Here is a 19,100-nt window from a genome sequence, read left to right on the forward strand (position 1 = left end):
TCATGCTCCTCCTACGCCTTACTGGGTTGTCTTCGATGCTGCAAGAATAAGGCGGTCGGACGGCGGCAGGTCGAAGCGCGGCTCAATGCCCAGCAGCGGGCCGATGCGGGCAATCACCTTGCCGCCGGTCGGCACCGCGTTCCAGCCCGAGGTGATGAAGCCATGGGTTTCCGGCAGCGCCTTCGGCTCGTCCAACATGACCAGCAACTGATACTGAGGATTGTCGGCCGGGATGATCGCGGTAAAGGAATTGAGCACCTGTTTCTTGGAATAGCGGCCATTGACCACCTTTTCCGAGGTACCGGTCTTGCCGCCGATATAGTAGCCCTTCACGTCGGCCTTCTTGGCGGTTCCGATCTCGGCGTTCAGCCGCATCAGATAGCGCATCTTCTCGGAGGTTTCGGTTCGGAGCACTTTCTTGGCGATGGCCCGCGCCTCCTCTTCCGACCGCTTGAGGAAGGTCGGGGGAATCAAAAGACCGCCATTGATGCAGGCATTGATGCCCATCACCGCCTGCAGCGGCGCCACCGCGATGCCATGGCCGAAGGAAGCCGTGATGGTATTGAGCTCGGTCCAGCGCTTCGGCACGATTGGGGATGCGCTTTCCGGCAGCTCGGTGCGCAGCCGGTCCATCTGGCCGAGCTTTTTCAGGAATGCCTTGTGTGCCTCGACGCCTTGCGCCAGCGCGATCTTGGCCGCGCCGACGTTGGAGGAGAAGGTGAACACTTCCGTCAGCGTGATCGCGCGGCCGACCGGATGGGTGTCGTGAATGGTGAACTTGCCGAACTTCAGCGTCCCGCGCCCGTCATAGAGCGTGTTGAGGTTGGCCTTGCCGGAATCCAGCGCCATCGCCAGCGTCAGCGCCTTGAAGGTCGAGCCCATTTCGAACACGCCCGTGGTCAGGCGGTTGATGCGCTCGGGATCGTGCGCTTCTTTCGGATTGTTCGGATCGAAATCCGGCAGCGACACCAGGGCTACGATCTCGCCGGTCCTGACATTGGAGACGAGGCCGGAAGCTGCCTTGGCCTTGTACTTCTCTTTCGCCTTCAACAATTCGTCGCGCAGCGCGTGTTCGACGCGCAGGTCGATCGACAGTTCCACCGGCTTTTGCAGCCGATCGGTGGCGAAGCCGGCGCGGTGCAGGTCGGCCAGACCGTTATTGTCCAGCCACTTCTCCATCCCGGCGATGCCCGCGTTGTCGATGTTGACGAGGCCGATCAGATGCGCGACCGCGGCGCCGGTCGGATAGACGCGCTTGTTCTCGCGCAGGAAGCCGATGCCGGGAATGCCGAGCTTGTGAATGTCGTGCTGCTGTTTTGGCGTGATCTCGCGCTTCAGCCACACAAATCCCTTGCGCGACGACAGGCGCGTGCGCGCCTCCGCGGTGTCGAGGTCCGGCAGCGCGGCGGTCAATAGTTCGATTGCCTCGTCCTTGTCGATGATGCGCCTGGGCTCGCCGAACAGGCTCGGCGCCTTGACGTCGGTCGCCAGCACCTCGCCGTTACGATCGACGATGTCGGGCCGCGCGGTTGCAATCGCGTCCTGCGAGGCGGCGCGGCGGCCGCCGTGGCTGTCGGCGCCTATGGCGAACATCACCAGACGTCCGGCCAGCACCGCATAGATTGCCGCAAACAGCAGGATCGCAAGGCCCACCCGCGCCCGCGCCTTGACGGCGCGGTCGACGTTGCGCCCATAGAGCAGGCTGCGGATCAGCCGCCGCCGCCACGGTTCCGCGGGCCTCCTGGAGTTGGCAAGCGCGCGGCCGGTCATTGCTGATCTCCCGGTGCGGGCACGGAGCCGGTTGTAGGCGGCGCCTCGGCGGCAGCCTCGATGGTGTTGATCATCGCGCCGATCGGATCGGGCGCACCCGGCCGCGCAAAGGCTGGCGGCCGTTCCGGCAAATTCTTCAGTTGGTCATACTGCGTGGCGACCAGCGGCTTCAGGCTGAGATGGCGCTCGGCAAGTCCCTGCAGCCGCAGCGGCGCATCGAGCTTGGCCCATTCCGCGCGCAGCGCCGCAATCGCATCGCGCTGCTCGCGTATCTCGGCGTTGAGCCGCAGCACACGCTCGACGCGCGCGGTCGATTCCATCTTGATCCGGTAGACATAGGCGGCTGCGAACACCAGCACGCCGATGACGAGGAAGTGGATGATCCGCACGATCAGCCTCCCCTCATCACGTCGGCAAGCGTGGGCCACGCCGGCAGGCGGCCTGCTGCATGCGCCGGCGCCGCGGTGCGCTCGGCAGCGCGCAGTTTTGCCGAACGCGCGCGCGGATTGGCGGCGAGCTCGGCTTCGCCGGGGGGAACCGGACGCTTCGTCAGAATCTGAAAACTCGGCGCCGCCTGCGCCACTTCGGGCAAATGCCGCGAACCGCCGCCGGCCTTGCCGCGCGCGTTGAGGAAATCCTTGACGATGCGGTCTTCCAGCGAATGGAACGAGACGACCACCAAGCGCCCGCCGGGCTTCAGTACGCGCTCCGCCGCCGCAAGCGCGAGATACAGTTCGTCGAGCTCGGCGTTGACGAAGATCCGCAGGCTCTGGAACGTTCGCGTCGCCGGGTGAATCTCGTTGGGCTTTGAGCGCACCACCCTGCCGACGATATCGGCCAGTTGTTGGGTGGTCGTAATCGGCGCCGCTTTCCGCGCCGCCACGATGGCGCGCGCGACGGCGCGGGAATGGCGCTCTTCGCCGAAGATATAGATGATGTTGGCGAGATCGGTCTCGGAGGCCTTCGCCACCACATCGGCCGCCGTCGGCCCGTCGTGACCCATCCGCATGTCGAGCGGGCCGCCGAGCCGGAACGAGAAGCCGCGCTCGGCCTGATCGAGTTGCATCGAGGAAACGCCGACGTCCATCACGACGCCGTCCACTGCGGCCGCGCCTTGCGCCGCGCAGATTTCCGCCAGGTTGGAGAATCGGTCCTCGACCAGGGTCAGCCGGCCGCCGGACTGCTCGACCAGGTCGAACCCGCCGGCAATCGCCGACCGGTCGCGGTCGATGCCGATGACCTGCGTTCCCGGGATATCGAGAATCGCGCGGCTGTAGCCGCCGGCGCCGAAGGTCGCGTCGACATAGATGCCGCCGTCCCTGGGATCGAGCATCTCGACCGCCTCGCGGCCAAGCACCGAGATGTGGCGCGGCGCAGCCGGACTCATGCGCCGTCCTCTGGTGTTTTCCAGTCTGTGGTACGAAAACTGGACGCGAACGGGCCCATTGCGCCTCAAATCTCTGCGCTTCGCCGGGCTTTTCCGGCCAAATGGCCGCGAACAGGCGGGATTGCCACCTCTCGCCCGGCCCCGCGACCCCTCATTTCCAGACGGAATTTGCTGGGTTGCCATGGCATTTTCGAGCGTGAAAGAGGGCTTCGGCCGTCCCCAACCCGGTTCGGCTATTCACCACTTAGTAACGGCACTTAGCGTTAAGAAAGCGTTGATGGTCGACCGCGGGTTTTTCCGCGCTTTCTATAGCGTTTTCGAGCGAAGTGGGTACCGGTTCGCGTGAAGAAAACGCGTCAAAACAAGAATCTAGAGCTTCGGTTCTGATTGAATCAGAACCGAAGCTCTAGACACTGAAAAATGGTGATGCGCCCCGCCCACACTTGGTCAAAATGCGAGAGGGAACTCGGCTGCCGCATTGCGCGGGCACGCGGTAAATGAGTAGTAAACGATATTGCCATTTGAACACGATGTTGCCGCTCTGCCGCCCGGTTTGGGTTTAAAAAATGGCTTCTGGTTCGTTCACATCTGCTGGTATTGATTCGAGGCGTCAACGCGCCCTTCCCGTTCCCAGGGCCAACGCCGACATGAAGACTTTTACCCCGGATTCCTCGATCGCATCCGACGTCATCCCGTCGCCGAACTATGGCGACCGCAATAACGGCCGCGTCGCCGATATGATCCTGCTGCACTACACCGGCATGCCGGATGTGGAAGGCGCGATCGCCCAGCTCTGCACCCCCGGCACCGACGTCTCAGCCCATTACATCGTGCTGGAGGACGGCCGCATCGTGCAGTGCGTGCCGGAAGCCAAGCGCGCCTGGCACGCCGGCGTATCCTCTTGGGCCGGCGAGGAAGACATCAATTCCTGTTCGATCGGCGTTGAGATCATCAATAGCGGCCACGACTGGGGCTATCCGGATTTCCCATCGCGCCAGATCGCCGCCGTGATCGCGCTGTGCCGCGGCATCATGCTTCGCCGCAAGATACCTGCGCATCGCGTGCTCGCACATTCCGACGTTGCGCCGGCGCGCAAGAAGGATCCCGGCGAAAAATTCCCGTGGCACTTGCTGGCGAATTCCGGTGTCGGCCATTGGGTGCAGCCGGCGCCGATCGTGCGCGGCGAAACGCTCAAGCTCGGCAGCATCTCGGACGGCGTCGCCAACATGCAGGCGGCGCTCGCCAAATACGGCTACAACATCCCGACCCACGGCAAGTTCGACGGTCCGACCATGGAAGTGGTCACCGCGTTCCAGCGCCACTTCCGCCCCGCGCGCGTCGACGGCATCGCCGATCACTCGACGATGAGCACGCTGCATGCGTTATTGGCGAGCTTGCCGGCGGACGCGATGACGACGGTCGCGGCGAGGTAGTTCGCTTTCAGCCGTCATTGCGAGCGAAGCGAAGCAATCCATCTCTCCGCACGCTTGGATAGATGGATTGCTTCGTCGCTTTGCGCCTCGCAATGACGAATGAACTAGCTGCGATCCATCTCCGCAATCCTTCGTGCATACAGCCTTCGCAGCGGCTCCAACTGGGTCGCAAACGTCGCCTCCTGATACGCCTCCCGCGCCGCGTCGTGCCGGCCGAGCCGGCGCAGCAAATCAGCGCGGACGGCCGGCAGCAGCTCATAACTCTTCAGCCCACCGCGCGCCTCCAGCGCATCGACCAGATCGAGCGCCCGCGCCGGCCCATCGACCATCGACACCGCAGCGGCGTGATTGAGTTCGATCACCGGCGACGGGCTGATACGAAGCAGCACCTCGTAGAGCCCGGCGATCTGCCGCCAGTCGGTGTCTTCGTAACTGGGCGCACGCGCATGCAGCGCGGCGATCGCCGCCTGCACCGCATAGGATTGCGGCCGGCCCGGCATCCGCAACGCCTCTTCCACAAGAAGCAAGCCTTCCGAAATCTGTGCATCATCCCATAGCGTGCGGTCTTGCTCTTCCAGCAGCACGATGTCGCCGCCCGCGGTCTGGCGGCCGGCGCGCCGCGCATCATGCAGCAGCATCAGGGCGAGCAGGCCCTTGATCTCGCCACGTCCAGGCATCAACGCATCGAGCAGCCGCGCCAGCCGAATCGCTTCGCGCGCGAGATCCGGCCGCATCAGGCCTTCCCCTGACGTGGCCGCGTATCCCTCGGTAAAGACGAGATAGACCACCGCGAGCACCCCGCGCAGCCGCGGCTCCAGTGCTTCGCGTTCCGGCACCTCATAGGGAATGCCGGCAAGACGGATTTTTTGCTTGGCCCGCAGCAGGCGTTGCGCCATCGCATCTTCGCTGGCGAGAAAGGCGCGCGCGACCTGCGCCGTCGTGAGCCCGCATACCGTGCGTAGCGTCAGCGCGACCTGCGCCTCGGCGGCAAAGGAGGGGTGACAGCACGTGAAAATCAGCCGCAGCATGTCGTCGTCAAGCGCGCTGTCGGCGTCCTCGCATGGTTCGGACGCGTTGAGCAGCAGCTCATGCGTCAGCTCCTGCTGCTTGCCGCGAAACGTAATGTTGCGTCTGATACGATCGACCGCCTTGTTGCGGCCGACATTGACCAGCCAGGCGCGTGGATTGGACGGCAGGCCCGCGGCCGGCCAGCGTTCCATTGCCACCGCGAACGCGTCCTGCAAGGCATCCTCGGCCAGATCGAAATCGCCGACGAGACGGATCAGCGTGGCCAATGCTCGCCCCGTCTCGTCGCGGAATGCTTTTTCGATTTCGACCGGAGTCATGCAATCTCAACCGTCATTCCGGGGGGATGCGAAGCATCGAACTATGGGGCGCCCTTGCGCCTCGGAGAATCTCGAGATTCTCAGGTGCGCAAGTGCGCACCATAGTTCGCTTCGCGCCCCGGAATGACGGCTTCGCCGTCAATCATAGACCATGATCGGCCTGACCTCGATCGAACCAACCCTGGCGGTGGGAATTCTGGCTGCAATGCCCAGCGCCTCGTCGAGATCCTTGGCCTCCACCAAGTAATAGCCGCCGAGCTGCTCGCGGGTCTCCGCGAACGGACCGTCCGTGGTCAACATCTTGCCGTCGCGAACGCGCACGGTTGTAGCGGCCGCCGTCATTTGCAGGGCGTCGCCGGCCTTGAAGTTGCCGCTCTGGATGATGGATTGGGTGAATGCGCGGTATTCCGCCGTCTGCTTCTGGAGCTCGGAAGCGTCCATCTTTGCCTGCTCGGCTTCATTTCGATAGATCAACAACAGATACTGCATCTTTGAAACTCCTTTTTACCGGCTGGATCGCCGACACCCAGTCGACTGGGCCTCCCGCAAAACGACATCGCCACCGAAATTTTTTTGGCGGTAGGGCGGCCCCTTCGGGAACCTGGGATATAGGAAGCATGAACATTTGCTATCGGATATTCAGGACTTCCCGCCAATCTCCGCAAGCTTCCGCTTCAGTTCCCTGACTTCCTCAAACCGCTTCGTCACGTCGCGCATCACCGCCACGGTGCCTGCGACCTCTTGCGCCGCGTCTCGCAGCAAGATGATGGTGAACTCGACCGAGATCCGTCGGCCGTCCCTGGTCAGGCCGGGCACCGACAACAAATCGCCGTGGCCGTAGCGGCTCATTCCCGTCTCCATGGTGTGCCGAAAGCCGGCCCAGTGCCGCGCCCGCAAATTTTCGGGGATGATCAGGTCGAGCGACTGGCCGGTGGCTTCCGCAGCCGTGAAGCCGAATATCCGTTCCGCGCCGGGATTCCAGAACGTGATGCGCCCATCTCGATCGGTCGCAATGATCGCGTCAGAAGCGCTGCGCAGCAGAGCTTCGCCAAGACCGGAAGGAACGTTCATCGCATGTCTGCCCGTTATTTGACGACGCCGGTATCAAATGCCACGGTCGCGCTCATGTCAAAACGCGCAGGTGGAACCGGATTAACCATCGCCATCCCTTGACGCCGCGCCGCCGAGCCCCCATTCGTAGGGCGTCAGTCGGCCGGACGGCCGCTCCCGCTATGGTCGAAAGGCTGCGGGGGAGGAAAGTCCGGGCTCCATCGACATGCGGTGCCGGATAACGTCCGGCGGGGGTAACCCCAGGGAAAGTGCCACAGAGAACGAACCGCCCTCCTTCGCCTTCGGGCTTCGGAGGGTAAGGGTGAAAAGGTGCGGTAAGAGCGCACCGCGTTTCCGGCAACGGAGACGGCATGGCAAACCCCACCGGGAGCAAAACCGAATAGGGACGGCAACGCGGGCTGTTCGCGAAAGCGATAACGCCGCAGGGCTATGTCAGGCCCGCCGTCCGGGTAGGTTGCTCGAGGCCATGTGCGAACATGGTCCCAGAGGAATGGCCGTCACGTATCATTCGAAAGAATGGTGCCCTACAGAACCCGGCTTACAGGCTGGCTGATATCTTATGAATGAGGGGCTCGGCGCGAACACGCCGGGCTCCTCGCCATTTTGTTTGACGTCGCGCGTAAACAATCTCAATCGCGCCCCGCCTCCCCGATCGCCTGCGCCAGCCGTGCGGGGTTGCTGAAGAACATCTCATGGCTGCCGTCGCATTCGACCAGCCGGAACAGGCCCAGCCGCTCCGACAATCGCGGATGCCACGGCAGGCCGTGCGGCAGGGCGATGTCCTGCCGGCAGTTGACATAGGATTTGCCGATCGGCAGCCCTGCCAGGGGGCGCTTCAGCGCGATCTTATCGGTGAACGTCTTGTACGGATGCAGGTTGAGCCTGGCATAGGCCGACTTTGCCAGTTCGAGATCGGCATCGTTGATGAAGGCATCGCGCCAGATTTCGAACGGCAGCATCACGGCGTTGTTGTTGGCAGCGGCCACAGCATCGAACAGGCCGACATAGTGCGGCGGCACCATGTCGTTGAGGCACTGCCCGTCCAAGGGCACGAAGGCATTGACATAGACGAGGCGCTTGATCCTGTCGGTCAGACGGTCCGCGACACCCGAAATTACCATCCCGCCATAGGAGTGGCCGACCAGCCTGACGTCGCGCAGACTATTCGCCTCGATGTAAGTGACGACGGACGAGATCGCCTGCTCGAGGCCTGTTTTCTCGCGATCGTCATCCTTGTTGTTGCCGGCGACCGTCGGGCAATGCACGACATGGCCGCTCTTTCGTAAATGCCCGGCCACCGCTTCCATTTCGACGCCGGTGTGCCACGCGCCGTGAACAAGAACGTAAATGTCCGACATGCCGTCTCCCCCTGATTTTCTGGAAATCAGACATTGATAGAGACGGCTTTTCCCGGATGGCCGGATTCGGCCACCGTCATCGCCTGATTGTGCCAGCCTCTAGCGCTGCTGCCGGAAGGCGCCCGGCGTCATGCCGAGATATCTGCGGCATTGGCGGATGAAGTGGGACGGATCGGAAAAGCCGACCCGCAGCCCGATCCCGCCGACGCTGATGCGATCGAACCGCGGCTCGCTCAGCATCCTGCGCGCCGCTGCCATGCGGCAATCGTTGAGCAGCCCGCTGAACGTCAGGCCCGCTCTGTTGAGACAGCGATGCAGCGTTCGTTCCGAGACACGCAGATGTGCGGCGACGATCGCAGCCGTCATCCCGGGTTCGGCATAGCGCAGCCGGATAACGCGGCCGATCTGGTCCAACAGCTTCGCGGCATCGCGTTGCTCGCAGGGCGCGGACGGAATCTCGCTTCCGAATGCGAGCGCCAGTAGCGATCCAAGCTGGTCGGTCAGGACCTGGGCAGGCAGGGGCCGCTCGATCGCCAGTTGCGGCGTCAATTGGCATGCAAACGCGCTGAGCGCGGCGCCCCAGCCCGCGCGCCCATCGATACGCCGCCCGATGCGCTGCTCCGGATCGGTGATCCAGGATTCGACCCACGCGATCGGCAGCTCCAGCGACAGCGTGTTTGATGTTACCGGAAAGTTGAACTCATAGCAGCGCCGGGAGTCCAGCAGCACGAGATCGCCGGGCCGCAGGCGCGACGCGTGGCCGTCCTGCATGGCGGTCCAGTCATTGTCGGTCTTGCATAGTAGGTAATAGTAGTTCGACGCGCTGCGCGCGAGGCTGGCTTTCCTGCGGTAGACGTGCTGCGCTGAGCCCTCGACGCGGTTGATGCCGATCGTGTCGAGTTGCCCGCGCTGAACGGAGCAGTCGAAGCCCGACCGCACCGGCGTCGTGATATCCATTTCGAGAAAACATTCGCATACGGCGCCGATCCAATAGTCCAGGCGCCGTTCCGGCTCGACCAGGCCGGTCGACCATGTCTCGATCACTGAAGTCGTTCTGGCCGCCATGGCCCTGTCCTCCGCGATCGACGTCGACCACCGTTTGCTAGCTTGTTGGGCGGATGGTGGAGAGTCAATCCGCCGGCCGTGGATGGGGTAACGGCCCTACGCTGCGATCTTCTGCAACAGCGCCATCAACGCCTCCGGCGCGGTGACGTTCGGCGAATGGCTGGCGTCGATCTCGTAATAGCTCCAGGCGGGATCAACCTTCGTCATCCTGGCGAACGGTCCGAAAGTATCGGCGGGCGTGATCCGCGTGGCGTAGATGTAACTGCGCGGCAGCGTCAGCGCGCCGCCCTGCAGCTTGAGCCTGGTCTCGAAACACTTGATCGGCATGTCGACACGGCGCGCGCTGAGCCATTCCACGTCCGCAGGCGACGTATCTGGCGGCGTCGGATTCGGCGGCACGCGCCAGCCGTCGCCGCTGTTCGAAAGCTCCTGCATCCGCGCCCGCCCCGCCTCGTTCAAATCGAGCAGCGACTGGCCGTCCTGCGGCACGAAAGCGTCGATATAAATGAGCTGCTTGACCTTGTCGCGCGCCCGGTCGGCGACGCCGGTCGCGACCATGCCGCCGTAGCTGTGGCCGATCAGCACGAAGTCGCGCAGGTCTTCATACTCGATGACGGCAAGTACGTCTTCGATATGCGAATTGAGATCGATCCCCGGATGCGCCAGATGCGCGCGCTCGCCGAGACCGCTATAGGTCGGCGTGACCAGGCGATGCCCGGCCGCCTGCATCAGCGGATGCATCTTCTTCCAGGCCCAACCCGCGGACCACGCGCCGTGACAGACGAGGAAGGTTTTCGAGGAGGTCGAGCTCATTGGGCCGTTTCCACCAGGTTGTTGTTGAAGGCTTGGATTGCGATAGTACCCGCCCTCAGCGTCGTGTAAACGTCACTACAACATTCAACGTCATTCCTGGGCGCATCGAAGATGCAAACCCGGAACGACGAGGGGGAATACTAAGAGTGGAACTAGCCACCTACGGCATCCTGCTTGCCGGCGCGCTCGCCGGCGGTTTTGTCTCCGGACTTTCCGGTTTCGGCACGGCGCTGATGGCGCTGGGGATCTGGCTTTACATCTTGCCGCCGGCCATTGCCGTACCGCTGGTCCTGATCTGTTCGGTCAGTTCGCAAATCTCGACGCTGCCGTCGATGTGGAAAGTTCTCGACTTCAGGCTGGCGTGGCCGTTCGTCGCCGGCGGTCTTGTCGGCATGCCGATCGGGGCGCTGCTGGTCGCGCGCGCCGACCCGCAAAACTTCAAGCTCAGCGTCGGCGTGATGCTGCTGGTATTTCCCACCGCACTGTATTTCATCCGCAAGCCGATGGCCTTCCGCTTCGGCGGCCGGCCGGCCGACGCAGCCATCGGATTTGCCGGCGGCATCCTCGGCGGCCTCGCCGGCCTGTCCGGTCCGCTGCCGACCCTGTGGGCCAGCATCCGCGGCTGGACCAAGGACCAGCGCCGCGGCGTGTTCCAGATCTTCAACGGCAGCGTGCTCGGCGCCGCCCTCATCCTGCAGATCGCCAGCGGCTTCGTTAAATTCGACGTGTTCTGGCTGGCGGTGCTGGCGCTGCCCGGCACGCTGATCGGCGCTCGTCTTGGCATGCGCACCTATCACGCCCTGAATGACCGAAACTTCTACGACGTCGTGCTGGCGCTGCTGTTTCTTTCCGGGGCCGGATTGGTGTGGAGCAGCATTGCTCCGAGATAGGCGCGCATAGCCGCCATGTGCTCCGAGTAGATTGCTGTACGCTGACCTGCAAAGCGGTTAACCAATCGCGTCATGAGCTCCCCTGCTTCGCGCGAGCGCCTCGGCCTGTTGCTGGGCTTCATCGGCATGGCGATCTTCGGCGGTACGCTGCCGGCGACGCGGATCGCGGTTGCGGAAATTGATCCGATTGCACTGACCGCGCTGCGCACCGCGATCGCCGGGCTGTGCTCGCTGGCGCTCCTTCTCGTGTTACGCCGACCGCTGCCGCCCCGCGCGCTGTGGCTGCAACTGATCATCGCGATGCTCTGCGTCGCCATCCTGTTTCCGCTGTTGATGTCGATGGGCATGCAGAGGGTCGACGCCTCGCATGGTGGCGTGGTGCTGGGCGTACTGCCGATCGCCACCGCGCTGGTCGCCGTCGCCATCACCCATGAGCGGCCGCGGCCGCTGTTCTGGATCGCGTCCGTGGCCGGCGCCGCGCTGGTGATCGCATTCGCATTGCGGCAAGGCGGCGGCGCGCTGGTCGCCGGTGATTTATTCCTGTTCGCATCAGTGGCCGTCGCCGCGATCGGCTACGCATTCTCCGGCCGGCTCACCTCGCAAATGCCGGGCTGGGAGGTCATAAGCTGGATTCTGGTGATTGCGCTGCCGCTGTCGATCCCGGCAGCCGTGCTGACCATGCCCGCCGATATCACCCACATCGCGCTGAAACCCTGGTTCGGGCTGCTCTACGTCGCGCTGTTCTCGCAATGGATCGGGTTCTTCGCGTGGAACGCCGGGCTCGCGATGGGCGGCATCGCGCGGGTTTCGCAGATCCAGTTGCTGCAACCCTTCGTCACCTTTGCGCTCGCGGCGTTCTTCAACGGCGAGACCATCACGCTGCAGATCCTGCTGTTCGCTGCCGCCGTCGTGGTGACGGTCGCCATTTCGACGCGCACGCGGGCCAAGCCGGCGCCCTCACCGTCGCAGCGAAATCGCGAGCCGCCTCAGCTAGCGGCGTCCTGATCGGTCAGGACCGGACTTTCCGCGGTCAATTCGGCCCTGATCTTTTCCGACTGGATAGCGCGCAGCAGAACTCTCGCCGTTTTCAGATGGTTCGCCCCGCGGGCTGAACGTCGGTTTCCCAGACCTCCGGCGGCCGATCCTTTCGAAACCAGCGCACCGCGCGAACCCCTCTCGATGCCGGAAAACATATTCCGACATCGATCGGGTTCGCAACAATACGGATCTCACTCCGCCGCCGAAATGCGGCTGAACTCGGTGGCCTGCAGCTCGAACAGCCCGCGATAGATGCCGCCGGGCCGCGCCGTCAGCGCCGCGTGCGTGCCCTGCTCGACGATCTCGCCGCGGTCGAACACCAGGATGCGGTCGAGGCTGCGCACCGTCGACAACCGGTGCGCGATCACGATCGAGGTGCGTCCCTTCATCAGCCGCTCCATCGCCTGCTGGATCAGGCCCTCTGACTCTGAATCAAGGCTGGAGGTTGCCTCGTCCAGGATCAGCACCGGCGCGTCCGCCAGGAACGCGCGTGCCAGCGCGACGCGCTGCCGTTCGCCGCCCGACAGCTTGACGCCGCGCTCGCCGACCAGCGTGCCGTAGCCCTTCGGCAGCCGCAGGATGAAGTCATGCGCGTTGGCGAGCCGCGCCGCCTGCTCGATCGCAGCCATGCTGGCGCCGGGCCGGCCATAGGCGATGTTCTCGGCCAGCGTGCGGTGAAACAGGATCGGCTCCTGCTGCACGATCGCGATCTGGCTGCGCAGCGATTGCTGCGTGGCTTTCGCGACATCCTGACCGTCGATCAGGATTTTCCCGCCGCCGATATCGTAGAGCCGTTGCACCAGCTTGACGAAGGTGGTCTTGCCGGAGCCGGAGCGGCCGACCAGGCCGACCCGTTCGCCGGCGCGGATCTCCACCGACAGTCCGTCATACAGCGGCGCGCGGTGGCCGCCGTAATGGAACGTCACGTCGTCGAACACGATGCGGCCGCCCTGGATGTCGATCGGCTTGGCATCCGGCGCATCGGCGATGCCGATCGGCTCGTCGTGAATCGCGACCAGCTCCTCCATGTCGTTGACCGAACGCTGCAGGTTGTTGATGTGCATGCCGACGTCACGCAGGTAAGCATGAATGATGTAGTAGCTGGTCAGCACATAGGTGACGTCGCCCGGCGTGGCGCGGCCGGCGATCCATAGCAGGATCGCCCCGCCGATCACGGAGCCGCGAAAGCACAACAGCACCGCAAGTTGCGCCGTCGAGGTGTAGTTATAGCGATACCACGTCCGACGCACGCGCGTGCGCCAGCGTCCGACGACGCCGGCCAGCCGCGCATCCTCGCGCGCTTCCGCGCCGAAGGACTTTACCACCGCGTTGCAGGTCAAGGCGTCCGCCAGCGTGCCGCCAACCTTGGTGTCCCAGGCGTTGGAGACGCGCGCGGCCGGTGCGATGTACTTCACCGAGAACGCCATCGTCATCGAGACGTAGATAACTGTGCCGACCGCAATGACCGCACCTAACACCGGCCAGTGCAGCCCGAGCAGGATCATCGAGCCGACCAGCACCAATAGCGACGGCAGCAGCGCCATCAAGATGGTGTCGTTGAGCAGGTCGAGCGCCCACATGCCGCGCGTGATCTTGCGCACAGTGGAGCCGGCAAACGAGTTGGCGTGCCAGTCGGTCGAGAAGCGCTGCACGCGCGCGAAGGCGTCGCGCGACACGTCGGCCATGGTCGTGAGCGTGAACGGCACGATCGCCTGCAGGCCGGTCAGGCGCAGGACCATCGACATGAGGCCGAGCGCGACGATCCCGCCGAAGGCAACGAACGCGGCATGGCGCGCGGCCGGGTCGGAGGCGCCCAGCGTCAGCGCATCGACCAGCCGGCCGGAGAAGATCGGCATGAACAGGTCGGCCGCGGTTGCTCCCAGCAGGCCGCCGGTTACGACGGCGGCGCGGCCGGGCTGTTGCAGCCAGTGGCGGAACACGAACGGGATCACCACGCGTATCGCCGCGGGACGTTTGTCTATTTGAACGGTCATGGCGTCATCCGGCTGCGCGAACGGCGCAAACCGGCTCCATCTGGGTTTGACGCGCGGGCAGCCCCGGGGCCGAACGCATGCGTCGTTGAAAAACTGTCGTTAAGTCGTTGGGAAGTTTGGAAAGATCGGGCGTCAGGCCCGATCAGGGCCGGCGGAGATCGCGCTCAGCGACGCGACCGAAAAACCAGCACCAGCGTCGGACGCGAGGGCGCGATCTGCGAATACATCGAAATCATGCAAATCTCCCCGGTTCGAGCGACAATGCGCAGCTTATAAATGCATCGCGGGTGATTTGCAACATGACAAGGGCGTGAACAGCGTTGTCTCGCCGCTTTTAATGCGCGTCGCCGCCGAGCGCCGCTGCTGAAGGCTTTTCCAGAACCATCACCAGCAGGCTCAGGCCGAAATAGAACACCGCCAGCATGAAGAAGGCGTCGCCATAGCCCATCACGACGGCCTGGCGGTGCACGATCTGCGACAATTGCTTCAGCGCCATCAGGGCGGAATCGCCCATGCCCTGCATGCGCTGGGTGAACATGTTGAGGGTATCGACCGCGGCGGCGTTGCCCCAGGTGACGCGGTCGTGCAGGCGCGAGATGTGGAGGTCAGTGCGCTCGTTCAGCACCTGGTTGATGACGGCCAAGCCCACCGCACCGCCGAGATTGCGCGTCAGGTTGAACAGGCCCGAGGCGTTCTTCACCCGCTCCGGCGCCAGCGTGCCGAGCGCGATCGTGTTGGTCGGCACTATCACCAGCATCAAGCCGGCTCCGCGCAAAATCTGCGGCAGCAGCAATTCGTAGAAATCATACTCTTTCGTCATCCAGGTCATCTGGTACGAGCCGAGCGCGAACAGCACCAGACCGATCGCGATCAGGTAGCGCACGTCGTATTTCGCCATCAACCGCCCCACAATCGGCGCGGTGAGGAACATGGCGATACCAGAGACGAACATGGTCTCACCGATCATCATCGGGCTGTAGCCGCGCACTTCGGCGAGGTAACGCGGATACATGTAGGTGAGCCCGTAAAGGCCGATGCCGACGCAGAACGAGATCAGGCAGCAGAGGCTGAAATTGCGGTCGGTGAAGGTCCTGAGGTCGACGATCGGCTCTCGCACGCTGAGCACGCGCCAGAAGAAGGCGATCGCCGAGATCGCACAGATCGCGGCGCAGACCGCGACCGAGGTGTCTTCCAGCCATTGCGACTGCGGCCCCTCTTCCAGCACATATTCGAGCGTGCCGAGGAATCCGGCCATGAACAGCAGGCCCCACCAGTCGAAATGCTCGAGCAGCGCGAAATTCGGCCTGTCGAAATCGCACAGCGTCCATACGCCGATGGTGATGCCGATGCCGGGAACGATGTTGATGAAGAACAGCCAGTGCCACGACATCGTGTCTGTAATGAAACCACCGACGGTCGGCCCGATCGTCGGCGCCAGTGTCGCGACCAGGCCGATGATCGGAGCGACGATATGGATTTTCGAACGCGGGAACACCGTATAGGCGGATGCGAACACGGTCGGGATCATGCCCGCGCCCAGAAAACCCTGGATCGCGCGCCACACGATCATCTGCTCGATTGTCGAGGCAAAACCGCAGAACAAGCTTGCGACGGTAAAGCCGGAAGCGGAAATCGCAAACAGAAGACGCGTGCCGAACGCGCGCGACAGGAACCCGGATAGCGGGATCGCGATCACCTCGGCGATCAGATATGAGGTCTGCACCCACGATACTTCGCTGGAGCTGGCCGAAAGGCCGGCTTGTATCTGCTGCAGCGACGCCGAGACGACCTGGATGTCCAGGATCGACATGAACATCCCGAACACCATGAAGAGAAAGGCAAACAGCCGTCGCGGCGGGATGCGCTCGTCGACTGCTGTGTTCATCAGCGAGGGCGATGCGGTGATGGCGTCGGCCATGATCAGCTCGGCACAGGCGCCGGGCGTTTCGCCCGGAGCTCGAGGTGAGAATTACTGCGGTTGAACCGTCGCGGGCGCGTCGAGGTCGGCTTCGCTGTCCGCGTCGGCTGCGCCCTCGCGGGTGTCGACGGTCACATAGACGGACATGCCGGCGCGCAGCAGGTTCTGCTTCGCAACTTCCTTCGGCACGCGAATGCGAACCGGCAGCCGCTGCACGATCTTGGTGAAGTTGCCGGTGGCGTTGTCCGGCGGCAGCAGCGTGAACACCGATCCTGCCGCGGGTGAAATGCTGTCGACGACGCCGGCGAATTTGCGATGGCCGTACGCATCCACCGATATTTTTACGGGCTGGCCGGGACGGATGCGCTTGAGCTGGGTTTCCTTGTAGTTGGCGTCGATGAAGACGTCGTTGAGCGGCACCACATTGGCGAGCCGCTGCCCGGCCTGGATGAAATCGCCGGCATTGACGAGCCGATTGGAGAAGGTGCCGTCGACGGGCGCGCGCACCGAGGTGAAGGCAAGGTCGCGCTCCGCCTTGGCAAGCTGGGTCTGCAATTCCACGAGCTGCGCGCGCGCCTCGGCCTGCTGCGCCTTCGTCACCTCGACATTGTCGCGCGCGGCGTCATAGGCCGCCTGCGCCGATTTCACCGCGGCGAGGCTCTGGTCGCGGCCAGCTTCGGAGACCTCGAAGGCGGCGCGTGAGGCAAAGCCCTTGGTGCTCAGCGTCTGCTGGCGATCGAAGTCGAGGCCTGCGCGCTTCATCGCCGCTTCCGCGGAAGTGAGCTGCGCCCTGGTCTGCTCGACGGCGCTTTCGAGCGCCGTGACCTGACGGCCGATGCGGTCGATGGTGGCCTGCTGGGTCGCGATCTTGCTGCGCGCGGCTTCCACCGCGATGCGATAGTCGCCGTCGTCGATCCTGAAGATCACGTCGCCGGCGCGAACGAGCGAATTATCGCGAGGCAGGATAGCCGCGACATGGCCCGATACCCGGGCGCCCAGCGTGGTGTTGTTGGCGCGAACGTAAGCGTCGTCCGTCGAGACATAGAAGCGCCCGACCAGGACGAAGTAGACGGCGTAACCGATCGCGGCCAGCGCGAGCAAGCCGAGCACGCCGATCATGACCAACTTGCGCTTGCCCGGTTTCGCCGCCGGTGCATCGACGGACGCGGCGGCCGGTTTTTCAATTGCGGGAGCGCCGGGCGGCTCCGCGGGACGACGCCTGGTTTCTTCCGCGACGTGAGTCCGCAACTGATCGGCGAGCTGAGGGCTGGCCTCGGGCGCGGCTTCGTCCTGCGCCTCGTCCGGTTCGGCGCGAACGACGCGTGCGGCCTGGTCTCTCGCTGCGGCCATCAACGGGGCCTCCCCATTTTCAAAATGTCGCGATGCATGAAGCCACGAAAACCGGCCGCATTGGCGCCTTTGGTTCAAAATATCTTTGACCGAACGGTTCGGTCAAGTTAGATTGCTACCACCCCGACCATAAAGCGAGAAGAGACTTCCTACTATATCCCGGGTTGAATTCTTGCGCGAGACGATAAACCAATGGTTGCATCCACAGCAAACACGATTCATCCGTTAGGCGAGGAGGACGGTTCGAAGCGCCGCCAGATTTTGGACGGCGCGCGACAGGTGTTCATGGATCTGGGCTTTGATGGGGCCAGCATGAACGAGATCGCGCGGTCGGCCGGCGTCTCCAAAGGCACGCTTTATGTCTACTTCGCCGACAAGAGCCGGCTGTTCGAGGCCATCGTCGAGGACGAAGCGCTCGAAAAAAGCAAGATAGCGTACAATCTCGATCCCAAACGCGATGTCGAAACCACGCTGTGCGAATTCGGCCGAACCTATATCGGTTCGATCTGCCAGCCGGGCGGCGGTTCGTCGATCCGCACGGTAATGGCAATCGCCGAGCGGATGCCGGAGGTCGGACGCCAATTTTACGGGAACGTGCTGGCAAAGACGATCAACCGCCTCGCCGAGTATCTGCAGGCGCATGTCCGGTCGAACGAGCTTGCGATCGACGATTGCGGCCTCGCCGCCGCGCAATTCCTGCAGATGTGCCAGGCGACGCTGTTTCTGCCGTTCGTGTTTCAGGCCGAGCCGGCGCCGTCGGCGGAGCGCATCGCGCGCGTGGTCGACAGCGCAACGCGGATGTTTTTGGCGACGTACCGGGCGAAACTGAAGTAGTCCCCTCCTCGACCTTTCCTGGTCACGAGCCAAAAGCTGATGAACCGGGGGAACAAAATGATGTCGTCGTGCGTCACGGTCGCGCTGTGCAAGGGCGTCAACAGGAAAGCCGTGGCCTAGGAACCATCGTTCCGCTGGATAGTTTATCCCCGCTCGGAGGGCATGGATGATGTCCGTAAAGAGCGCACTTTTTTGGATGACCGGCGTTCCGCTATCGATCATTCTGCTGCTCGCACTCTTCCTGCATCCCGGCTGACGCGTTCGTTAGGGCAACTCGTCGAGTCGCAGCTTCAATTGAAGTTCGACCGGACATCGCGCAGCCAGAGCCTGTAAGGTCGCCTGGAAAAAGGGCGACGTGATCGGGATCAAGTCGTGTAACGTGCGACCGGTCTCCCTCTCGCACCTTAGAGCAGCGGTGGCGACCTGCCAGAATGGCGGGAGCACCATCACCACACCCACGAGGTATTGATGACGACGGGCTGCCCATCCCTGATCGGTCTCTATCACAAACTGCGCGATGCCTGGTCGGCGGAGACGAGCAGCCAGTGGCGGTCCGACAATCCGGCGGCGGGTCAATGCTCGGTGACAGCGCTGGTGATCCAGGACGAACTCGGAGGCGGGATACTGAAGACGGACGTCAACGGCGCCTGGCACTTCTACAATCAGGTCGACGGGCGGCGCGTCGATTTCACGATGAGCCAGTTCGACAGCCCAATCGGGTATGATGACCTCCCGAGCAACAGGCAGGAGGCGTTCAGCGACACCTCCGCAAGGCAATACGAACTGCTTCTCGGGCTGGTTCGATCAGGAAAGCGGCCGTCGTGAACCTTGAC

General features: G+C 63.6%; 17 protein-coding genes and 1 other RNA gene. 6 read left to right on the plus strand and 12 right to left on the minus strand.

Annotated elements, in window-relative coordinates:
* Positions 1–18: 18 nt before the first annotated feature.
* From LMTR3_RS35750 to rsmH, 3 genes are read right to left on the minus strand one after another with little or no spacing between them, the layout of a single operon-like run.
* The gene (locus LMTR3_RS35750; RefSeq protein ID WP_065749620.1) at positions 19–1,770 is read right to left on the minus strand and encodes a peptidoglycan D,D-transpeptidase FtsI family protein; all 1,752 of its coding nucleotides are present in this window, start codon (positions 1,768–1,770) and stop codon (positions 19–21) included.
* Positions 1,767–2,159: a cell division protein FtsL gene (gene ftsL, locus LMTR3_RS35755; RefSeq protein WP_057847016.1), complete on the minus strand. Its 393-nt coding sequence runs from the start codon at positions 2,157–2,159 to the stop codon at positions 1,767–1,769. The genes LMTR3_RS35750 and ftsL overlap by 4 nt, the downstream gene beginning before the upstream one ends.
* Before the next feature lie 2 nt (positions 2,160–2,161).
* Positions 2,162–3,157, minus strand: coding sequence for a 16S rRNA (cytosine(1402)-N(4))-methyltransferase RsmH (gene rsmH / locus LMTR3_RS35760; protein WP_065749621.1), 996 nt, complete (start codon positions 3,155–3,157; stop codon positions 2,162–2,164).
* Between the two features lie 647 nt (positions 3,158–3,804).
* Between rsmH and LMTR3_RS35765 the strand changes: the two genes are divergently transcribed.
* The gene (locus LMTR3_RS35765) at positions 3,805–4,590 is read left to right on the plus strand and encodes an N-acetylmuramoyl-L-alanine amidase (protein ID WP_065749622.1); all 786 of its coding nucleotides are present in this window, start codon (positions 3,805–3,807) and stop codon (positions 4,588–4,590) included.
* Between the two features lie 104 nt (positions 4,591–4,694).
* Here the strand turns inward: LMTR3_RS35765 and LMTR3_RS35770 are convergent, their stop codons facing one another.
* From LMTR3_RS35770 to LMTR3_RS35780, 3 genes are all read right to left on the minus strand, one after another.
* Positions 4,695–5,936 carry an RNA polymerase sigma factor gene (locus tag LMTR3_RS35770; RefSeq protein ID WP_065749623.1) on the minus strand — a complete coding sequence of 414 codons (1,242 nt, stop codon included), beginning with the start codon at positions 5,934–5,936 and terminating at the stop codon, positions 4,695–4,697.
* Between the two features lie 138 nt (positions 5,937–6,074).
* Positions 6,075–6,425, minus strand: coding sequence for a YciI family protein (locus LMTR3_RS35775; RefSeq protein WP_065749624.1), 351 nt, complete (start codon positions 6,423–6,425; stop codon positions 6,075–6,077).
* Positions 6,426–6,575: 150 nt separating this feature from the next.
* A complete protein-coding gene (locus LMTR3_RS35780) occupies positions 6,576–7,007 on the minus strand; it encodes a PAS domain S-box protein (RefSeq protein WP_065749625.1) in 432 nt (143 codons plus the stop codon).
* A gap of 134 nt (positions 7,008–7,141) precedes the next feature.
* Here LMTR3_RS35780 and rnpB point away from each other — a divergent pair.
* Positions 7,142–7,564: RNase P RNA component class A (gene rnpB / locus LMTR3_RS35785), an RNA gene on the plus strand.
* A 72-nt stretch (positions 7,565–7,636) separates the two neighbouring features.
* Here the strand turns inward: rnpB and LMTR3_RS35790 are convergent.
* From LMTR3_RS35790 to LMTR3_RS35800, 3 genes are all read right to left on the minus strand, one after another.
* Positions 7,637–8,365 (minus strand): alpha/beta hydrolase, encoded by a 729-nt coding sequence (locus LMTR3_RS35790; RefSeq protein WP_065749626.1) that lies wholly within the window; start codon positions 8,363–8,365, stop codon positions 7,637–7,639.
* 99 nt (positions 8,366–8,464) lie between these two features.
* Positions 8,465–9,430: a helix-turn-helix transcriptional regulator gene (locus tag LMTR3_RS35795; protein ID WP_065749627.1), complete on the minus strand. Its 966-nt coding sequence runs from the start codon at positions 9,428–9,430 to the stop codon at positions 8,465–8,467.
* 96 nt (positions 9,431–9,526) lie between these two features.
* On the minus strand, positions 9,527–10,243 hold the full coding sequence (locus LMTR3_RS35800; protein WP_065749628.1) for an alpha/beta fold hydrolase: 717 nt from the start codon (positions 10,241–10,243) through the stop codon (positions 9,527–9,529).
* Between the two features lie 146 nt (positions 10,244–10,389).
* Between LMTR3_RS35800 and LMTR3_RS35805 the strand changes: the two genes are divergently transcribed.
* Both LMTR3_RS35805 and LMTR3_RS35810 read left to right on the plus strand, forming a co-directional pair.
* A complete protein-coding gene (locus LMTR3_RS35805; RefSeq protein ID WP_065749629.1) occupies positions 10,390–11,133 on the plus strand; it encodes a sulfite exporter TauE/SafE family protein in 744 nt (247 codons plus the stop codon).
* 72 nt (positions 11,134–11,205) lie between these two features.
* The gene (locus LMTR3_RS35810) at positions 11,206–12,138 is read left to right on the plus strand and encodes a DMT family transporter (RefSeq protein WP_065749630.1); all 933 of its coding nucleotides are present in this window, start codon (positions 11,206–11,208) and stop codon (positions 12,136–12,138) included.
* 224 nt (positions 12,139–12,362) lie between these two features.
* Here LMTR3_RS35810 and LMTR3_RS35820 read toward each other — a convergent pair whose 3' ends face one another.
* The 3 genes from LMTR3_RS35820 to LMTR3_RS35830 form a co-directional block, all read right to left on the minus strand.
* Positions 12,363–14,165 (minus strand): ABC transporter ATP-binding protein, encoded by a 1,803-nt coding sequence (locus LMTR3_RS35820; RefSeq protein WP_065749632.1) that lies wholly within the window; start codon positions 14,163–14,165, stop codon positions 12,363–12,365.
* Positions 14,166–14,499: 334 nt separating this feature from the next.
* Positions 14,500–16,083: a DHA2 family efflux MFS transporter permease subunit gene (locus LMTR3_RS35825; protein WP_065749633.1), complete on the minus strand. Its 1,584-nt coding sequence runs from the start codon at positions 16,081–16,083 to the stop codon at positions 14,500–14,502.
* A 51-nt stretch (positions 16,084–16,134) separates the two neighbouring features.
* A complete protein-coding gene (locus LMTR3_RS35830; RefSeq protein ID WP_065749634.1) occupies positions 16,135–17,433 on the minus strand; it encodes an HlyD family secretion protein in 1,299 nt (432 codons plus the stop codon).
* A 192-nt stretch (positions 17,434–17,625) separates the two neighbouring features.
* On the opposite strand from LMTR3_RS35830, the gene LMTR3_RS35835 reads away from it, so the two are divergent.
* Both LMTR3_RS35835 and LMTR3_RS35845 read left to right on the plus strand, forming a co-directional pair.
* A complete protein-coding gene (locus LMTR3_RS35835; protein ID WP_065749635.1) occupies positions 17,626–18,267 on the plus strand; it encodes a TetR/AcrR family transcriptional regulator in 642 nt (213 codons plus the stop codon).
* A gap of 468 nt (positions 18,268–18,735) precedes the next feature.
* Entirely contained in the window at positions 18,736–19,092 is a 357-nt protein-coding gene (locus LMTR3_RS35845) for a YunG family protein (protein WP_065749637.1), read from the plus strand.
* The last annotated feature ends 8 nt before the right edge of the window (positions 19,093–19,100 follow it).

Origin of the sequence: Bradyrhizobium sp. LMTR 3, assembly GCF_001693485.1 — a bacterium.
Taxonomy (GTDB): Bacteria; Pseudomonadota; Alphaproteobacteria; order Rhizobiales; family Xanthobacteraceae; genus Bradyrhizobium.